This is a genomic window from Cupriavidus sp. YR651, from assembly GCF_900101625.1.
In the GTDB taxonomy this organism is placed as follows: domain Bacteria; phylum Pseudomonadota; class Gammaproteobacteria; order Burkholderiales; family Burkholderiaceae; genus Cupriavidus.
The window spans coordinates 164,620-182,810 of the sequence record NZ_FMYZ01000003.1 but is presented as its reverse complement, the minus strand read 5'-3'; the positions used below and the strand labels follow the sequence as shown (position 1 = coordinate 182,810).

The following is an 18,191-nucleotide window of genomic DNA, read 5'->3' as shown; positions in this document are numbered from 1 at the left end:
TGGCAGGCCTAGGATGCGCTGCCCTTGAACGTCTCGGTACCGAGTTTCACAAATGCGCGTACCGCTGGCGATACTTCCCGGCGTCTGTAAGCCAGCGCCAGGTTCACCGAGAGCCGGAAGTCGCTGATCTGCTTGTAGGTGACACCCGGCTGGGAGAAGTTCTGCATGGATTCCGGCACGATGGCCATGCCGTATCCCGCAGAGGCCAGGCAAATTGCAGAGATGAAATCCTGGACGCGATATTCCAGGTGAGGCGTAAACCCTCCGGCCTCGCCCAGGGCGGATAACGCGGCCCCGAATCCTTCCTCCTCCGCAAACTGCGGGACGATGAATGATTGATCGGCCAGTGCGCGCGCGGAAACAGTCGCTCGTCTTGCGAGGGGATGGCTTTCTGCCATGGCGGCCAGCAGACGTTCAGTCTGCAAGACTTTACTTATTACACCAGCCGGATAGAGCCGTCTCGGCCTGACGATTCCTACGTCAATCTGCCCATCGCTAAGCGCTTCGAGCTGCCTTGGCGTTTCCATTGGCACGATCTCGATCCGGACCATCTCGCGTGATTTCCGGAACTCGCTCAGCAACACCGACAACAGGCCGCTGCTCACGCCAGACGCCACATAACCAACACGGATCACGCCAGCCAGCCCTCTGGCAGCCAGGCGTCCGACCTCGTCGGCACGCTCGATGTGCCGCAACGCAGCGACAGCCTCGGCATGGAACAAGTGCCCCGCATCGGTCAGCGACACCGGCTTCCTTTTGTTCCGATTCAGGAGCGTAACCCCAAGGCCTTGTTCCAGACGCTGGATCTGGGTGCTGAGCCCCGATTGCGCCACGCCCAATCGATCTGCTGCCTTCGCAAAGTGAAGCTCTTCCGCCACGGCGAGGAAGCACTGCAACTGGCGTACGTCGATCATCGTTTTAATCTTGATTGTGGAACAAATATTATAGTTTTCCGTCTGGAACATATCAAAGAATCCGGATGAAATAGCGCCATCCCACATCTCGGAGACCCATCGATGAACGCCCCCCTTCCCGCGGCATGGCTTGCCGGCAATGACGAGCCCCGCTTCCAGCTATCCGCGCACCCGGACCACGATCGCATCGTGCATGTGACCATTGATCGCGATGCCCTGCTTGCGTTTCTGCATGAGGTGCGCAAAGTCGATGTACAGAATCTCGAGTACGTTCCGTTCATGCGCTACGAACTCGCCAGCACACTCGCCAGGCATGTCGGCGATGACTTCGCGGCAACCGTCAACGGCATCGTGAAAGACCGGCAGCACGGCGGCTTTACGGTAGGACTCCAGGAACTGACGGCGGACGCCGACGATTTCGTGCGCTTCGGCACGGCCATCGGGCACCTGCTGGGTCCCGGCAACCACGACGCGATGTCGGGCACCTACTATGCCCGCTTCGTGGTCAAGCATACGGACAATAGCGACTCCTACCTGCGCCAGGCCTATCGGCTCTTCACCATGCACACCGACGGCACCTTCGTTAGCGAAGCGACCGACTGGCTGTTGATGATGAAGTTTGCGGAACGGAATGCCGTTGGCGGCGAGTCCCGATTCCTGCATCTGGACGACTGGGAGGACATCCACCGCTTTGTCTGCCACCGCCTCGGGACAAAGCCTTTCCTCTACAAGGCTCCAGGGTCCAAGAATGTCAGCGATAGCGTCGAACGCCCGCTCTTCTTTCAGAGCGAGTTCGGGTTGTCCATTTCCTTCATCGACCAGTTTGTACAGCCTCGCAATCGTGAGGAAGCAGCGTTCCTGAACGACCTGTCGACTTCCATGGAGGCCTCGCCGGGAACCAGGGAAGTGTCGCTGCCCGTTGGCGATCTGGTTGTCCTGAACAACTACTTCTACGTCCACGGGCGCGCGCCGTTCGAAAAGAACGCTTCGCTGTTCCGGGAACTGATGCGCCAGCGCGGGACACTCGCATGAGTGTGCAATGAGATTCGGCCCGGCTGGCCGTGACGGCAGCCGGGCCTGATAAAGGCTTCAAACAAGATGACAACTCGAACAGAAGTTGTAGCAAACCAACTCGCTCCGAGCGCTGGATTGCCTGCCAGGGCTGCCGATGCCGCCTATGGCGCCAACCGTCAGGTTCATCGACGACTACGCCGCATCCTTTCGCTCGCCGATTTTGAAGTCGCCGCAAAGCGGGTGCTTCCGCGTCCCATCTTTGGCTATATTGCCGGAGCCGCTGAGGATGAAAAATCGCTCGCCGCCAACCGGACGGCATTCGACGAGGTCAGGTTTCGCCCCAAAGTCCTGGTCGACGTCTCAGGACGATCGCAAGGGACCGAGATTTTCGGGCAACGTTATGCGTCTCCCTTTGGGATAGCGCCTGTCGGAATCAGTGCGATTGCCGCATACCGTGGCGATGTTGTCCTGGCGCAGACAGCGCGCGAAGAGCAGATACCTGCAATCATGAGCGGCACGTCCCTGATTCCGATGGAGGTCGTTCACGCCGCCGCGCCAGGTACGTGGTTTCAGGCCTATCTGCCGGGCGATGCCAGGCGACGGGACGCCCTGATCGAGCGGATTTGCGCGGCCGGGTTCGCTACGCTGGTCCTGACGGTGGACATTCCCGTCTGGGCCAACCGGGAGAATAACGTCCGCACTGGCTTCTCACTGCCCTTGCGGCCATCTGTCCGCCTGACATTCGACGGCTTGTCCCGGCCGCGCTGGCTGGCGGGGACGTTCGCCAGAACGCTCCTCTCGAGCGGAATGCCGCACTTTGAGAATTCCTTTGCCAATCGGGGCGCTCCGATCCTGTCGGCCTCGGCGATTCGCGACACGACAGGACGCGATCACCTGAACTGGACGGACATCGAACGCATCCGGCAAAGGTGGCGCGGCAACCTCGTCATCAAAGGCATCTTGCACAGGTCCGATGCAGAACGTGCTGTCGCCCTGGGGGCCGACGGCATCATCGTCTCGAATCACGGCGGCCGGCAATTGGACGGTGCCGTGGAACCGCTTGCCGTATTGCCGGAAATTTGTGAAAGCGTTGCGCACAAGACGACCGTCATGATGGACAGTGGTATCCGGCGAGGTGGTGATGTTCTGAAAGCGCTGGCACTGGGAGCCCGCTTTGTCTTCCTGGGGCGGCCCTTTATCTACGCTGCGTCCGTTGGAGGAGCCGAGGGCGTTCGCCACGCCATCACTCTCTTGCGCGACGAGGTCGATCGAAACATGGCCATGCTTGGGGCGAACACTCTCGCTGACGTGAACAGTTCCGTTGTTGTCTAGTCTGATCCGCCACGGAAGCCCCACCGGGGCGGAATCGCTCCGGTGGGGCAAGGGGAATGCCGTGACTCCAGCAAAAGCCATTTACCTCGATCCCGCAACTGCGCCGAGCCGAGGCCTGGAGCAGTCGTCCGAAATGCTCGACTGGAATCACGAGCTCCCGCTCACGGACGTTGGCCCAGCCCAGAGTCGCCCTCAGAACACGTGGCGGATACCCACGGCGGCGCCAAACATCGAGCTCTGTCCATTGGACAGCGTGTAGTTGTTGACCGTAAGACTGGTAGCGAAATGGCTCGCCGCCGATTCCATGGCCAGCCCGGCGTTCTTTGCGTAGGCCATGGTCAGATAGATATCCGTACGCTTCGAGAACGAGTAGTCGGCAATCAGGGCAATTTGCCAGGGATTGGCAACTTGCGTGTTACCGCCAAGGCTTTTCACGTTCTGATAGTCATACTCGAGCGTGAAGTCGAGTGCTGAAGACAGGCGGTACTGACCGCCTATCCAATAGAAATCGTCACGCAGGGTCACGGCACCGTTCTGGTCCTTGTTCTTGCCCCAGCGATAGCCGCCCATTACCTTCGCCGTGCCATTGAAAGCGTAGCTGCCCATGACTGCGGCCTTCCTGAAGGTACCGCTGCCAGTACCGATCGTCGGATTCCACTGGTCATAGCCAACGCCTACTCCGAAAGGCCCGGAGATATAGCTCAATCCTGCGCCATAGGCGGAGTCGCGGCGGAACTGCCCGGGAACTTCACCATTGCCACCGGCAACCGGAACGTTGGCGGCAACCTGCGGAAGCGTCGTCCCTACGCCGAACGACATATTGGCCTGCGCCGTGAGGCCACCGAACACACCAACATACTTCACCGCATTGTCCTCGCGGAAGTTGGCGCCGGCGACCACACCGATCGGTTCATACTGGGTGGCATACCGGGCCGGGATGAAGTTGGCCAGCGTAGAGAACAGCGACTGATATTGCCGACCGAAGGTGATCTGCCCATATTCCGAGCCAAGACCAACAAAGGCCTGGCGACCAAACAGGCGGCTGCCTTGTTGCGACGTGCCAGTATCGAGATTGAAGCCGCTTTCCAGAACGAAGATGGATTTCATCCCGCCGCCCAGATCTTCCGTGCCGCGAAGACCCCAGCGCGATCCGGAATACCCACCGGAGTTCTCGCGGACAACGCCATGGCCGGCGCCGGACTTGAAGCCGTTGGTGGCCGATGGCACGGCGGTGCCGACGCGGTTGACGTATTCCACGTTGACGTCTGTGACACCGTACAGGGTCACGCCGGATTGCGCACTCGCTGCCCCACATGCACTGACAGCGGTCAGTGCAAGAATCTTTCTTTTCACCAGAGCTCCTCCACGTTAATTTTTGTAGTCTCCAACCTTGTGACGCGCGGTTGCCACGAGGTCAAAGCGTTGCCACGAGACGAATTGAGATTCGATTCATGCCCTTTGCGCAAAGCAGCCGCGCGTATTCATGGGCGAGCGCGGCCCTTCGGGCGAGCGATTGCGCTTCGTCCTGTCTTAAAGCTTGAATTTTCTGAAGGTCTACGGGGGAAGTAAGGCCAATGTTTGCACCGCTTCGAGTCGCGGATTCAACTACGGCGCCAGTCTCGACTCGCTTTCGCGTTCACATCACACAGCGCGCGTCAAGAGCATCCGAATCGCAGTCTGATTGCAGAGAGTCCCTGACAGGGGCGATTGCTCCAGGTACGGAGCTCAACGCTGTCAGATCACGTCTGGTCTCTTACGCCTCGCTCCCCGCTAGTTGAGGGCGCGCTGTCAGCACCCCGTCAAACAGCACAGTTCACTAGTCGATCTGGATCCCTGCATCGGCAGCGATCTTCGACCAGAGCTGCAGATCGTGGCTGACCATCTCGCGGAATTGCTCCGGAGTCTTTGCAGGTGGCGGCCCAAAGTTCATGGTTTTCATTGTGGCTGCAACATCTGGAGATTTCTGGACCTTGTTGATTTCATCGGCCAGCCTCTTCAAGATCGCCGGGTTGGTTCCCGCCGGCGCGAAAACGCCGAACCACCCCACTGCATCGAACTTGTAGCCCTGTTCACCCATGGTCTTGACATCGGGCAGTTGCGGTGCGCGCGCATTGCCTGCAATGGCAATGGCGCGGACCTTGCCCGAGCGCAGGAAGGGAACTGGCGCGCCCGGATCGGTCCAGCCGATTTTCACGACCCCTGAAGCGAGGTCCGTCAACAACTGATTCGAAGTCCGATATGGCACGTGATCGGTCTTCATGCCGGTTTGCTTCTTGAGCCACTCCATCATCAGCTGCGCGGACGATCCCGTGGACCAGGTGGCGTAGCCGTACTTGTCCGGATTCGCCTTCACGAACTGGATCAGCTCCGGCAGGTTGTGAACCGGCAGATCGTTGCTCACCAGCAGCACCACCCCACCCTCGGCTGTCTCGGCGATCGGCACGAGGCTCTTCTTCGGATCGTAGGGGATGGTCTTCAGTACGGCCGGGGAAATGACCATGTTCGACGCCGTGGTGTAAAGCAGCGTGTACCCGTCGGACGGTGCCTTGACAACGGCGTTTGTCCCAACGATTCCGCTGCCGCCTGGCCGGTTGTCAATGATGACCGGTTGCTTCAGGGCTACCGACAGGCGTTGCGCCATCAGGCGTGCCAGGGAATCGGTTCCTGATCCTGCCGATGACGCTACGATCATCTGAATCGGGCGTGCGGGCCAGGTATCCTCCGCCCGCACCGGCGCCGAAGCGCTCAACGCCACAAGCGCTGCCGTGCCCAGCGTGACCGCAAACAGCTTTTGCATTTGAAATGCCATTGTCACCCTCCATATAATTTTTCTGTCAGCGATCGCTCTGCCTGCGTGACTCGATGACGAGACCCGGCCTACGGCTGCTGCAAGCGCCGGGATTCGTCGCCTGACCTCAGGCCGGCAGATTTTCCTGCTTGCGAAGGAATCCCTGGTGGCCACCGTTTCGATTGGGCGAGAAGCCATTGGCCTGAAGCGTCTCTTCCACGGTGTCGTAGAACACGCCAAGCTTCAGGATCTCTCGCGTCTGCTGCGCAGTCGCGATGGGGCGACCGAACTCGCCGGAGATGCGCACCAGTTGCTTGATCTGCTCGACAGAGCTCATCTTGCCCGTCCGGGTCTGGTTCCAGAGGACATCCTCGATGCCGCACCGGACGTGCAGGCCCAAGGCAAGGCCGATCATGTTGATGGGCAGCACGTTCAGCACCGAGCTCTCCACCGTTACCACGGCGCCGTCCGGCACGGCACGCAGCATGTTTGCCAGGTTGAAGATATTCGCCTGATCCATGCCGCCGCTGATAGCCACCCAGTTCATCACCAGTGGGCCCTTGTAGACGCCGCGGCGGATCATCCGCTCGATCGTTTCAAAGCTGTTGATGTTGTAGACCTGAAACTCGCTCTGGATGCCGGCGGCCGACAGGCGTCGGATGTGTTCCTCGGCCCAGCTTGGATTCGAGGGCACGATCATGTCCTTGTACGTGTCGTAGAGATGCGAAAATCCGCGTGACACGCCCTTGAAGTCATCCAGTCCGGCATGCTCCGTCACGTTCATCTGCGTCGTGTTGACTGTCACCGTCACCTGATCGGGCTTCGGATCGAGGTCGGCCAGCATATGCCGCGTGTCGTCGCTCAGCCATTTGGCGGCCTGGCCCTCTTCGGGCGCGAAGCTGATGGAGCCCCCAACCTGGATCACCATGTCGGGCACGGCGGCGCGCACCCCGGCGATCAGCTCGTTGAACATGGACAAACGCTTGCTGCCCTTGCCATCGGCTTCGCGGACATGCAGATGCAGCACCCTGGCACCGGCTTCGTAGCAATCCACCGCCTTCTGGATCTGCTCTTCCATGGTGACAGGGATATCCTCGGGGAAGTCCGCGGGAATCCAGCCCGGCGCATACGGAGCGGCTGTAATGATCAGCGGTTGCTGGTTCTCGGGATACAGGTGGCCGTCAAGGAAGTTCATGGTGATGGATGTCCAGGATGAATTGTGAATATTGAGAAGGTCGAATCAGATGAGAGAGTTTCCCGGGCGGGGCACTGTCAGATCACAAAGATGGACGAGCCCGTGGTCTTTCGAGCCTCGAGGTCCCGGTGTGCCTGGACGGCATCTTCCAGGCCATAGCGCTGATTGATCTCGATACGGATGCGGCCTGCCGCGACATGGCCGAACAGCTCATCGACCAGTTCCGCTTTTTCGGCTGGATCGGCGATATAGTCGGCAAGGCCCGGGCGCGTCAGGTAAGCCGAACCTTTGCGGGCCAGAATTGCCGGATCGAACCCGGCGACTGGGCCGGAGGCGAACCCCACGCATACCAGCAGGCCGCGACGCTTGAGGGAGTCCAGCGAGGCCATGAAGGTGTCCTTGCCCACGCTGTCGAAAACCACCGACACGCCCACGCCATCCGTCAGTTCCCGCACGCGTTTGGCCACGTCCTCATGGCTGTAGTTGATCGTGTGATCACAGCCATGGGCGCGCGCCACTTCGGCCTTGGCATCGGTGGAAACCGTTCCGATCACGGTCAGCCCCAGCAGCTTGGCCCATTGCGAAATGATCAGACCGACACCACCCGCCGCGGCATGCAGCAGAATGGTGTCGCCCGCCTTGAACGGGTAAATCCGGCGCATCAGATAGGAGGCCGACAAGCCCCGCATGGTCATCGCCGCGGCGATTTCGCAACTGATTGCCTCCGGCAGCTTGATCAGCGGTGCGGCAGAGATCAACCGCTCCGTGCTGTACGCGCCCAGCGTGTTGGTGAAGCCCGTATAGGTCACTCTGTCACCGACCGCCAGATGGGTGACGCCGGCCCCGACGGCCTCGATCACGCCGGCGGCTTCATTGCCGATGCCGCTGGGCAGCGGAATCTGATAAGTACCGCTGCGGAAGTAGGTGTCCGCAAAATTCAGTCCCGCGGCCACGTGACGGACGCGGACCTCTCCCGGCCCCGGCTCGCCGACAGCGGCGTTCTCAAAACGAAGGACCTCGGGCCCGCCCGTTTCGTGGATCCTAACGATTTTCGCCATGTCGTCTCCTGTTTTCTATCGAATATGAAAGTGCACCTGCGGCCTGCCAGTTGAGTTCGCCGGAGGGACAACCTGTGTGGCGATCATCAGGCCTGGCTCGGCTTTCCGCTTTCCCGTTGGCGTCTTGCGCTTTCCCTTTTCTGACAGGGATCCGCCAGTCACTCTCACGTTGGCGTCGGCAGCGCGCGCGCTCTAGGCGCGATCAAGTTTCCAGTAGAACCTGCGTAACTAGCCTGGAACGCGTACTTAGAAGCCCCATGGGCAGAACCGCCATTTCGGAGTCGGCCCGCGAGCGTCGCCCGAAGACAGGAAAGGACTTCCCCCCGCGATCCCTATGCACGTATGCTGAAAGCACCACCCGGCAAGCAACTTCCAGGAGTTCCACCATGGCCAATGGTCAGTTGCGCGGCAACCGCGAAGCCAGAAAACCCACCATGTGCTGGATCAAGAACCCGGCCTGGGACCTCGTTTGGGTGTTGAATGCCCTGTGGTTAGCCCCTCTGGTCCTTCTGCTGGCCTGGGGTCATGACGACGTGCGCGCCAGCCCGGTGGACGGGCTGTTCTTTGCCTTTGCGGTACCTCTATGGTTCGGCCACCGCGTCTCGTCGGCCTGGTTGGCCTACGCTACCCCGGCCTACCGTCCGCTGCTCGCGACGCAGCGGCTACGCTTCGTAGTGGCCCCGTTGACCATCGCCGTGGCCTGCTTCGCCCTGATTCTGGCGCCCGAGAGCGTGCTGCCGATGCCGGTGACTGAGCGCGTGGTCTGGCTGGCCGTCCTGGACTACCTGCTGGTGAGTCACCATTTCGCCGCGCAGCATTTTGGGCTACTTAGCCTCTACCGCTCGCGTGCGGGACGAGCATCCGACGCGGTCACGCGACGGCTTGACCGGTGGTTCGCGCTCGTCGTGGGCGGCGGCTTCGTCGTACTGGCAGACGCCCTGGCTGGATCGATTGCCTTCCAGGATCGCTGGATCGACCCGCTGCTGGGGGTGGGCTGGTCGGACGTGTTCGCGCGCACGCTGCACGATGGCGGCATTGCCTTCGTCGTGATCCTGACCGGCCTGATGCTATACGTCGAACTGCGCTCGCAGCGTGCATCGCTGCCGCGCGTGGCCTACGTGCTTAGCGTCTCGTCCATGGTGCTCCTGGCCTTCCTCGCGCGCGACCCCTTCCTGTTCATCGTGCTGTGGAGCGTGCAGCATTGGAGCGCGGCAATGGGACTCGCCTCGCTGGCGGCTTCCGGTGGGGATCAGGCGCCTGGCAGACACTGGCAGCAACTGCTGGCGCCCATCAATCGACGCGGCTGGGCAGTGCTGCTCGTCCTCGCCGTCGTCTCCACCTTGCTGCTACCGGTGCTGGAGGTGGAGGCCGTGACCGACGAATACGCTTACGCCGATCGCATCTTCGGCGATGCGGCGCGCTGGCTGCGCTCCTCGCCCTACGTGCCGATGCTGCTGGCACTGGGCTTCGCGACTGGCTTCATCCACTACTTGCTGGATCGCGCTGTCTTCCGGTTTTCCTCGCCCGACGTCAGGCGCGCCGCCCGTGGGCTGATCGAATGATGATGCCGCGACCGGCCACTCATGGCTGCGGACTCAACCAATCGATGCAGCTTCCTAGTTAATGATCGGATTCTTCTTCTGCATATCGTCCTGGATCATTTTTGACCAGGCTGCGCCCACTTGCCGCTCGGTCACGTAACCGCGTTTCCTGGTATCAAGCTGGTCGAACCGCTTATAGACTTCAGGCATGCCAGCGCGCGCTTCTTCACGGGTCAGTTTGCCGTCATGATCGGCATCGGCCTCCTTGAAGCGTTCGGTGAACCACTTCTTTCTTTCGGCCGGCGTCATTCCCTTTGGCGGCTGCGGTACTTCGTTGACATCCGTGGTAGCCGACGAAGTCGATGGTGTCATTTGCTGTGAAGGCTGCGCGATAGCAGCACTGTTGGCGAGGCCAATCGACAAGGCCAAGGCAGTGACAACGAATTTCAGTTGGACCATTTTTCTCCTCGACTATTGATTTGTGACGGCGCATCGGCAGAGTGAGATCGCTTTGTAGTTCGCAATCGCATCGTCCCAGAGTGCAGTTCCGGTAACAACGGAATTCTCCTGGGTACCTGCACTAGTATTGGTGAAAATGCGGCTGGCCATTTGACATTTTTGGACCATCGTTTGATGCATCGAGACATCTCGGGGGACCTGGTGGAAGCCGCGCACGAAGTGGTCGAGCTGCTACGCAGCGAGATCGGCCATAGGGATCCCGGTCGTTCGTCAGGCCTCATTCGGCAACGACGGGATCGGCGTAATGCGGCTCGGTGATGGCCGATCTCATTGTGACGAACTCTTCGGCTGCTGTGGGGTGGATGCCCACGGTACTATCAAACTGAGCCTTCGTGGCGCCCGCCCGCATTGCCACGGCGAAGCCCTGCACCACCTCACCTGCGTCCTCGCCAACCATATGTATTCCCACCACGCGATCGGTCTCGGCGTCGACGACCAGTTTCATCAACGTACGAGTCGCTCTTCCACTCAAGGTATGTTTCAAGGCACGAAATGTACTACGGTAGATTGCCACCCGACTGAAGCGCGTGCGTGCCTGTATCTCGCTCAGGCCCGCGGTCGCGATATTCGGATGGGTGAACACCGCTGTCGGAATGCTGGCGTAGTCCATGTGAAGCGTGCCGCTACCGAATAATTTGTCCATGAGAACGGTCGCTTCCCGCAGCGCGACTGGCGTGAGCTGTACGCGGTCGATCACGTCGCCCACGGCATAGACCGACGGCACGCTCGTCTGAAACCAGGCGTTGACCGCAATGGCACCGTCGGGTGTCAGATCGACGCCGATCTCTTCGAGTCCAAGTCCACTGATGTTTGGCCTGCGGCCAGTTGCGCAAAGGACGGCATCTGCCACGATCTCGTGCCCGTCAGACAGTCTGACTACGCGGTGTCCAGCTTCGCTCCGTACCTGCCGCACGGTAGCGTTGAACCGAAACCCGACACCTTCAGATGCCAATTCTGCGTGCAGGAATTTCCGGACATCCTCGTCGAAGCCGCTGAGCAGTCCTGTACCACGGTGAACCAAGACTACCTCGGCACCAAGCGCCCGAAAGATCGAGGCAAATTCACAGGCTATATAGCCTCCGCCAACTATGAGCAAACGTCCTGGCACTTGCGGAAGATCGAACATGGCATCTGACGTCAGGACCAGTTCCCGCCCGGGGATATCGGGAAGGCTCGCGCTTGCGCCAGTCGCCACCAGCACGTGCGCAGCCGTTACCCGCCGGTCCCCGATGACGACCGTATGCGCGTCAGCCAGCCGGGCCCGACCGCGCAGGATATGGACTCCACCGGATGCAAGCATATGTTCATAGACCCCATTGAGGCGAGCAATCTCTGCCGCGCGTCTATGCTTGAGTGTCGCCCAATCGAGATGCTGATCCGATGACATTGTCCAGCCAAAGCCAGCCGCCTCTTCGAAGGCATGCGCGTAGCTCGCCGCATAGCTGTAAAGCTTTTTTGGAATACAACCCACATTGACACATGTGCCCCCCATGGCGCTTTGCTCCACCAGGGCAACGCGTGCTCCGTGCCCCGTGGCCAGACGCGCGGCACGCACGCCGCCACTGCCACCACCAATCACCAGCATGTCAAAGTCGAAGGCCTGCAAGTCTTGCTTGACTCGGGTCAGCATAGGAAACTCCGTGAGCCGGCCAAACCGGCAATCGCAGCGAATGAGTACGCGGGATACCGACTATCGGTGATCGCGGAACCATCCGGCAATGCCGTGCAGGAAAAGACGCTGATTAGTGTTTTGAATGACGGCCGCCGCACCGTGGCTATTTGCCGAACAACGCCATGTTGACGCCGCGCAGCCACTGGTTGCCTGGATCACCATGCTGGCTGCGATGCCAATGCTGTTTCACGTCGTAGCGAGGGAAGTCGAAGGGAGGGGCGAGCAGGCGCAATTCGCTGTGGTCGGCATAAGCCTCGCCGATCGATTGGCTTACGGTGGCAATCAGGTCCGTCGCGCCGACGACCTGGGGAATACTGAGGAAATGGGGGCAGCGTAGCTGCGCATTCCTCTGGATGCCGTTCTCCCGCAGATATCGCTCTACAAGATCATGTGTGCGGCTCTCGGATTGCACGACAGCGTGGGCGGCTCGACAATACCGTTCGCGAGTCAGTCGCCTGGCAGCGAGAGGGTTATGCCTTCCGGTCAGGCAGACGAACCCGTGAGTGAACAGCCGCTGCTGGTACATGTCTGTGCCGGCGAGATCGGGCAAGTGTCCCATGGCAAGGTCTACCTCTCCGCGCTGTAGACTCTCACCGAGTTCGCGCGGGCTCAACGATACGGTCACGACGCTGACACGGGGGGCCACGCCAGCAAGATGGCGTAGCAGCCGAGGCAGGAACGTTAGCTCACCAATATCCGACATGGCTACGGTGAAGGTCCGCTTGCTCGAGGGCGGGTCGAACTGGGGGGTGACGAGAATACGCTCCCGTACTTCGGCGAGCATGCCTTGTATGACGGGTGCAATGTCGACGGCCCTGGCCGACGGCTGCATGCCGGCGTGTGCCTTGACGAAGAGTGCGTCTCCTACCTGCTCGCGCAAGCGCTTGAGCGCGTGTGACAACGCGGGCTGGCTGAGTCGGAGTTCCTCCGCAGCCTTTCCCAGATGGCGGTGACGCCATAAGGCGTCGAAGATGCGCATCAGATTGAGGTCGAACTGATCCATCCGCAGAGTGCAGCGATCTGGCGCTGAGTCGAAGCGCGCCGGAGCGCGCGGAAATGTAGTTTCCGACAGGCTCGCCACCGTGAAAGCCACGTGTAGCGATGCCATCGGGAATGCGCGCGGAGCTTAGCATACGCTCGGCGGCTGAGTGGCGACGTGTTGTATCTCGGCGTTGGCGGCGATGTGCACGCCATCCGCGGTACCGACGCAACCGGGCGACGCGTTCCATTGGCGCACATACGCCGGCGCGGTGAACAGCCATGCGAGTCGATCGTAGTACTCGGATGGCGTGCGGCCGGCGAAGACGGAATTGCGCACCAGGCGCTCGACCCCCCCGGCATGGTAGATCCTGTCCAGCATCAGCGACGAAATCTGGACGCGTGCCGACCGAACGATACGCACATCCTGATACCTCGGAAATGCCTCCTCGAAGTCACCGTCGGCAGCGTCCAACTCCGTGGCGAGCGAGAGCGCGTCTTCGAGCGCCATGGCAGCGCCCTGCGCAATGTACTGCACCATAGGGTGTGCCGCGTCCCCCAGCAGAGTGACCCGCCCGGCGGTCCAGTTTGCGGCGGGTGTTCGTTGACGGAGCACGTAGCGCTGGAACATCGGAGCCAGCGACAACACCCGCCTAGGCACTTCGGCCCAATCCGCGAAAGCGGCGGCAGCTTCCTCGGCCGACGCCTCACCCTCAGTCATTTCCCGCGCGCCGCATCTGACCGTCGCGCCGATATTGAACTGGGTCCAGTCGCTCACCGGGTAATAGATCAAATGGGCATCGGGCCCTGTCCACAACGTGGGGTAGGGCTGCTGCAGTTCACGCGGCATGCGGGATGCCGGTATCAGCGCACGATAGATCACTGCACCGATCGGAACCGGACCGCCATCACCGATGAGTTGCTGGCGGATCCGGGAGTGGACGCCGTCGGCGCCGACAAGAGCGGTGCCGCGAAGCGTTGCACCGGAATCCGTGGTAGCCGTTACGACATTCTCGCGCTGCTGCTCGTATCCGACGATCCGGGTGTCCGTCTTCAGCTCGACAAGGGGGTGTCCGCCGCAAGCCTCCAGCAAGGCATTGTGCACATCCGCGCGATGTGCAACGGCATAGGGATTGCCAAAACGCTGCTGGAACTCACCGCCACACGGAATGGCGCCGACAGGCTCGCCGCTGATGCCGTCCATCATCAGCATCTGCTCGATCAGTAGCGCCTGTCGTTTGATCTCGCCGCCGACACCCAGCGCGTCGAGCACCGAGAGAGCATTTGGTGCGACCTGGAGCCCCGCCCCTACCTGGCCGAAGCGGGGCGCCTGTTCGCATACGAGTACCCGAAACTGCTTCTGCGCCAGCGCCAATGCGCATGCAAGTCCGCCGATGCCACCGCCTGAGACGATGATCGGCAAATCATTCCTGCTCGATTTGTTCATTAGAACCTCCTCCACCTCAAAACAATCTACCTGTCCGGGACCACCCTGCGGGACGCCATCCCCGAGCCGTCCCGCGGGGTGTATGACTCAGGCTTACAAGGGATGGTAGGCGGCCGCGAACCGCTGGGAGTTGTCCGGGATGGCCTCGCGGTAGGCCGGTCGCTCCTTCGTTCGTGCAATCCAGTCCTTCAACGCTGGCTTGGTAGACCAGAGCCCTGAGAGGTTCAACTCCTCGAGCCGGTCGATGAACGGCGCTGCCGCAATGTCAGCCAATGAGTATTCGCGGCCACCGAGCCATCTGGCCTCGCTGAGCCGAGCCTCCATGCGTTCCAGGGCGCGACCCATAGTCTGGCGCGCGGCTTCGACCTTGGTTTCGTCGATCGGAGCGCGCGCCGCCTTGACGAGTTCTTCCGCGCGTGCCTTGTTGGGGTGGGCTTCGACCATGGCAGCGAGCTCCGCGTCCGAACGCCGTGCCAGATCAGGACTCATCATCATCGCGAAGGTGGCCGGGCGGATAGCCGGGTGGAGCACGTCGTCTTCATACTTCACCCAGAAGCGTGCGCGAGCACGTTCAACCGGATTGACGGGCATCAGGCGAACTTCCGGAAAGATCTCTTCCAGATATTCGTTGATGAGTGTGCTCTCATGGATGGGGACGCCATCATGAACAAGCGTAGGCACCACGCCGTTTGGGTTGAGGGCGAGATACTCCGGCCTGGTGTGCTCAAGCTTCATCAGGTCCACAAACTTGCTTTCCCAGGGTAGCCCCTTCTCGGCAAGGCACAGACGAACCTTGATCGAGCAGAATGAGCGCCAATCGTGATACAGCGTCAGCATGCGAGTCTCCGTGTTCGGTTGAGGTGGCCGCAGCGTACGTCGACGTTTATCGCCTGGTCAATTCGAGAGCCCGTGAAAACCACGCGTGCGCCGATCCCGCGGCGCGTCCTCAAGCTCGATTCCGGCGTCACGCCTGACTCGCAGGAGATCATTCGACTTTTGAATAACGGTCTTTTCCTCCATGCTATTGCCGCATGGCCGCACTTCGTTGATCGTGCGGTCCACGACGCGACGCAGGGCACAGAACGTCGGATTTCAATCGGGTTCGTGAACCTTCCGGAGGATGGCTAAGTGAGTACAGATATTCGAAGTACGATCGATGAGTCGCCGATGAGCACTCTTCAGACGATTGCCGTGATTGCCTGCATCGTGCTGAACATGCTTGACGGGTTCGATGTGTTGGCCATGGCATTCACGGCCGCACGTCTGGCGCAAGAGTGGCAACTGAATGGCAAGGAGCTTGGCTTGTTGCTCAGCGCGGGGCTGATCGGCATGGGTGCCGGATCAATTCTGATCGCTCCGCTTGGAGATCGATTTGGCCGCCGCAAGCTGATATTGCTCTGTCTCTGCATTATCGGCAGCGGCATGCTGCTAAGCGCCGTCACGCAAGACGCGACGCAGCTAGCAATTGCGCGCCTCTATACCGGCCTTGGTATTGGCGGGATGGTCGCAAGCATCACAGTGATCGCCGGCGAGTATGCGTCGAAGAAATGGCGTAGTACTTCGATTGTCATGCAGCACACCGGATATGCAGTCGGGGCTGCCATTGGTGGGGTGATTTCGGCTTATCTGCTATCGGTACTGGGGTGGCGTAGCGTCTTTGCCTTTGGCGGCATTGCCACGCTTCTGGCCATTCCGATGGCGTATGCAGCGCTGCCAGAGTCGATCGACTTCCTGCTGACCACGCGTCCTGCCGATGCGCTCGCCAGGGTCAATCAAACGCTTGCCAGGATGAAGCGCGCGCCGATTTCCGCGTTGCCCGCGGCGACCACCAATACCATTGCCGCCAACGCCCTGGAGGGTTGGCCCGCGCTACTGAAGAGACCGCTCCTACCGCGGACGCTGGCACTGTGGTCGGCATTCTTCTTCGTCATCGGCAGCTATTACTTCGTTGCTAGCTGGACACCCAAGCTTCTGGTGGAGGCAGGCCTGTCGGCCGCGCAAGGCATTACGGGGGGTGTGCTGCTGAATCTTGGAGGTATTGCCGGCTCTGCGCTGTTTGGCCTGCTAGCGACCAGGCTCGGTCTGCGTCCACTGCTCGTTGTGACGCTGCTGGGTGCTGCCGTGCTCATGGTTGGCTTCGGCGCCAGCATCGCGTCTCTCAAGATCGGCATGGCGATCGCCGTGTTGCTTGGCGCAACGCTTACCGCGTCCGTCGCGGGTCTTTATGCCTTGTCTTTGACGGTCTATCCGTCTCAGATCCGAACGACGGGAATCGGATTCGCGGCCGGTATCGGCCGTGTAGGCGGGATGCTTTCTCCAATCGCGGTTGGGGTGTTGCTCGACACCGGGTGGACCGTTCCCAACCTGTATTTCCTCTTTCTTCTGCCCATGGCAGGTGCCGCTATTGCGGTGGTGACTTCACCCATACGGCTTCCCGTACCGCGGGATCAACGCGGTCCGATGGTGTCATAAGAAAAACAGAATCTCGAGGAGGAGATACATGAAATTCAATGAACTGGCGCTGGCATGTGCCGCCGCCATGCCGGCGCTCGCCTGCGCCCAATCTGTCACGCTCTATGGCGTGGTAGACAGCAGTGTCGAATACGTCAATCACGTTGGCTCCGCCAACAACAGCGTCGTCCGCATGAACTCGCTATCTGGCACCGTGCCATCCCGTTGGGGTCTGCGTGGGAGCGAAGATATTGGCGGCGGAACAAAGGCAAACTTCGCGCTGGAATCTGGCTTCTCGCCAGACTCGGGCGTCGGTAACCAGGGCGGTCGCCTGTTCGGACGCCAGGCCTGGGTCGGACTGTCTGGCAACTGGGGGCAGGTATCGCTGGGGCGTCAATACACGATGCTGTTCTGGGCAATGCTCGACCCGGACATTCTCGGACCGAATTCGTTTGGTTCCGGCTCGCTGGATAGCTACATTCCCAACGCGCGTGCTGACAATACCATTGCCTACAAGGGCAAGTTCGGAGGGCTAACACTTGGGGCGACCTATAGCCTTGGCCGCGACGCAGTGAATGCGGGACCGAGTCCGGCCGGTACAAACTGTGCGGGCGAGAACCCGGCAGATCACTCTGCCTGCCGCGAGTGGTCGGCAATGGTGCAGTACGAGACCGGGCAATTCGGCCTGGCAGCGGCCTATGATGCGATCCGCGGCGGGCCAGGCGCGTTTGCCGGGTTAAACGCAAGTGGGAAGTCCGACGAGCGCTTGTCGCTCAGCGCGTATGCGCTATTGGAGCGCACGAAGGTAGGTGTGGGCTGGTTGCGCCGCGACAATGAAGGAAGTCCCACGGGGTTGAGCGATCTTTGGTACGCGGGCGCGTCCCATGATCTGACGCCGACCTTCAATGTGGCCGGCCAGATCTATTACCTGCACTATCACGGCAATGGCAACAGCGCGATGCTGTATGCGTTGCGCGGCGTCTACAGCTTCTCCAAGCGCACTTCCATCTACGGCACGGCAGGCTACATCAACAACCATGGCCAACTGGCGCTTTCCGTCAGCAGCGGGTCGGCCGGGTCCAATCCTGTGCCGGGCGCGTCGCAACTGGGGGCGATGGTCGGCGTCAAGCATGTCTTTTGATCGCGGCCGGGGGCTGCTCCGAGGTCTCGCATAGGGTATCGGTACCGCGAGACCTCCAATCTGGAATTCCATATGACCTACGTTGTTCCTCGCATTCCCGCCGTTACGATCGCCGTGCCAGCGTCTCGACGCGGCCGTCTT

Annotated in this window: 16 protein-coding genes; 6 read left to right on the top strand and 10 right to left on the bottom strand. The window is 60.8% G+C overall.

The window, feature by feature from the left end:
* Positions 1–8: 8 nt before the first annotated feature.
* A complete protein-coding gene (locus tag BLR29_RS10460; protein ID WP_255371176.1) occupies positions 9–965 on the bottom strand; it encodes a LysR family transcriptional regulator in 957 nt (318 codons plus the stop codon).
* A gap of 51 nt (positions 966–1,016) precedes the next feature.
* On the opposite strand from BLR29_RS10460, the gene glaH reads away from it, so the two are divergent.
* Positions 1,017–1,946 (top strand): glutarate dioxygenase GlaH, encoded by a 930-nt coding sequence (gene glaH / locus BLR29_RS10455; RefSeq protein ID WP_092136904.1) that lies wholly within the window; start codon positions 1,017–1,019, stop codon positions 1,944–1,946.
* A gap of 66 nt (positions 1,947–2,012) precedes the next feature.
* Complete coding sequence (locus BLR29_RS10450) at positions 2,013–3,260, top strand: alpha-hydroxy acid oxidase (RefSeq protein ID WP_092136903.1); 1,248 nt, start codon at positions 2,013–2,015, stop codon at positions 3,258–3,260.
* Between the two features lie 192 nt (positions 3,261–3,452).
* Here BLR29_RS10450 and BLR29_RS10445 read toward each other — a convergent pair whose 3' ends face one another.
* The 4 genes from BLR29_RS10445 to BLR29_RS10430 all read right to left on the bottom strand — a co-directional run bounded on the left by BLR29_RS10445 (position 3,453) and on the right by BLR29_RS10430 (position 8,301).
* Positions 3,453–4,613, bottom strand: a complete 1,161-nt coding sequence (locus BLR29_RS10445) for a porin (RefSeq protein ID WP_092136902.1) — start codon at positions 4,611–4,613, stop codon at positions 3,453–3,455.
* A 463-nt stretch (positions 4,614–5,076) separates the two neighbouring features.
* Positions 5,077–6,069, bottom strand: coding sequence for a Bug family tripartite tricarboxylate transporter substrate binding protein (locus tag BLR29_RS10440; protein ID WP_092136901.1), 993 nt, complete (start codon positions 6,067–6,069; stop codon positions 5,077–5,079).
* A 106-nt stretch (positions 6,070–6,175) separates the two neighbouring features.
* Positions 6,176–7,243 carry a beta-keto acid cleavage family enzyme gene (locus BLR29_RS10435; protein WP_092136900.1) on the bottom strand — a complete coding sequence of 356 codons (1,068 nt, stop codon included), beginning with the start codon at positions 7,241–7,243 and terminating at the stop codon, positions 6,176–6,178.
* Positions 7,244–7,320: 77 nt separating this feature from the next.
* A complete protein-coding gene (locus BLR29_RS10430) occupies positions 7,321–8,301 on the bottom strand; it encodes a quinone oxidoreductase family protein (RefSeq protein WP_092136899.1) in 981 nt (326 codons plus the stop codon).
* Positions 8,302–8,687: 386 nt separating this feature from the next.
* Here BLR29_RS10430 and BLR29_RS10425 point away from each other — a divergent pair, with 386 nt between their 5' ends.
* Positions 8,688–9,863 carry a hypothetical protein gene (locus tag BLR29_RS10425; RefSeq protein WP_092136898.1) on the top strand — a complete coding sequence of 392 codons (1,176 nt, stop codon included), beginning with the start codon at positions 8,688–8,690 and terminating at the stop codon, positions 9,861–9,863.
* A gap of 54 nt (positions 9,864–9,917) precedes the next feature.
* Here BLR29_RS10425 and BLR29_RS10420 read toward each other — a convergent pair whose 3' ends face one another.
* From BLR29_RS10420 to BLR29_RS10400, 5 genes are all read right to left on the bottom strand, one after another.
* Positions 9,918–10,301 carry an EF-hand domain-containing protein gene (locus tag BLR29_RS10420; protein WP_092136897.1) on the bottom strand — a complete coding sequence of 128 codons (384 nt, stop codon included), beginning with the start codon at positions 10,299–10,301 and terminating at the stop codon, positions 9,918–9,920.
* A gap of 277 nt (positions 10,302–10,578) precedes the next feature.
* Complete coding sequence (gene gorA, locus BLR29_RS10415) at positions 10,579–11,967, bottom strand: glutathione-disulfide reductase (protein ID WP_092137295.1); 1,389 nt, start codon at positions 11,965–11,967, stop codon at positions 10,579–10,581.
* Between the two features lie 169 nt (positions 11,968–12,136).
* Positions 12,137–13,036: a LysR family transcriptional regulator gene (locus BLR29_RS10410; protein ID WP_092136896.1), complete on the bottom strand. Its 900-nt coding sequence runs from the start codon at positions 13,034–13,036 to the stop codon at positions 12,137–12,139.
* Between the two features lie 123 nt (positions 13,037–13,159).
* The gene (locus BLR29_RS10405) at positions 13,160–14,458 is read right to left on the bottom strand and encodes an FAD-dependent monooxygenase (protein ID WP_092136895.1); all 1,299 of its coding nucleotides are present in this window, start codon (positions 14,456–14,458) and stop codon (positions 13,160–13,162) included.
* Between the two features lie 93 nt (positions 14,459–14,551).
* On the bottom strand, positions 14,552–15,295 hold the full coding sequence (locus BLR29_RS10400) for a glutathione S-transferase family protein (RefSeq protein ID WP_092136894.1): 744 nt from the start codon (positions 15,293–15,295) through the stop codon (positions 14,552–14,554).
* Between the two features lie 72 nt (positions 15,296–15,367).
* On the opposite strand from BLR29_RS10400, the gene BLR29_RS10395 reads away from it, so the two are divergent.
* From BLR29_RS10395 to BLR29_RS10385, 3 genes are read left to right on the top strand one after another with little or no spacing between them, the layout of a single operon-like run.
* Positions 15,368–15,586, top strand: a complete 219-nt coding sequence (locus BLR29_RS10395; protein ID WP_092136893.1) for a hypothetical protein — start codon at positions 15,368–15,370, stop codon at positions 15,584–15,586.
* Positions 15,587–16,930, top strand: coding sequence for an MFS transporter (locus BLR29_RS10390; protein ID WP_092136892.1), 1,344 nt, complete (start codon positions 15,587–15,589; stop codon positions 16,928–16,930).
* Between the two features lie 28 nt (positions 16,931–16,958).
* The gene (locus BLR29_RS10385; protein ID WP_092136891.1) at positions 16,959–18,050 is read left to right on the top strand and encodes a porin; all 1,092 of its coding nucleotides are present in this window, start codon (positions 16,959–16,961) and stop codon (positions 18,048–18,050) included.
* The last annotated feature ends 141 nt before the right edge of the window (positions 18,051–18,191 follow it).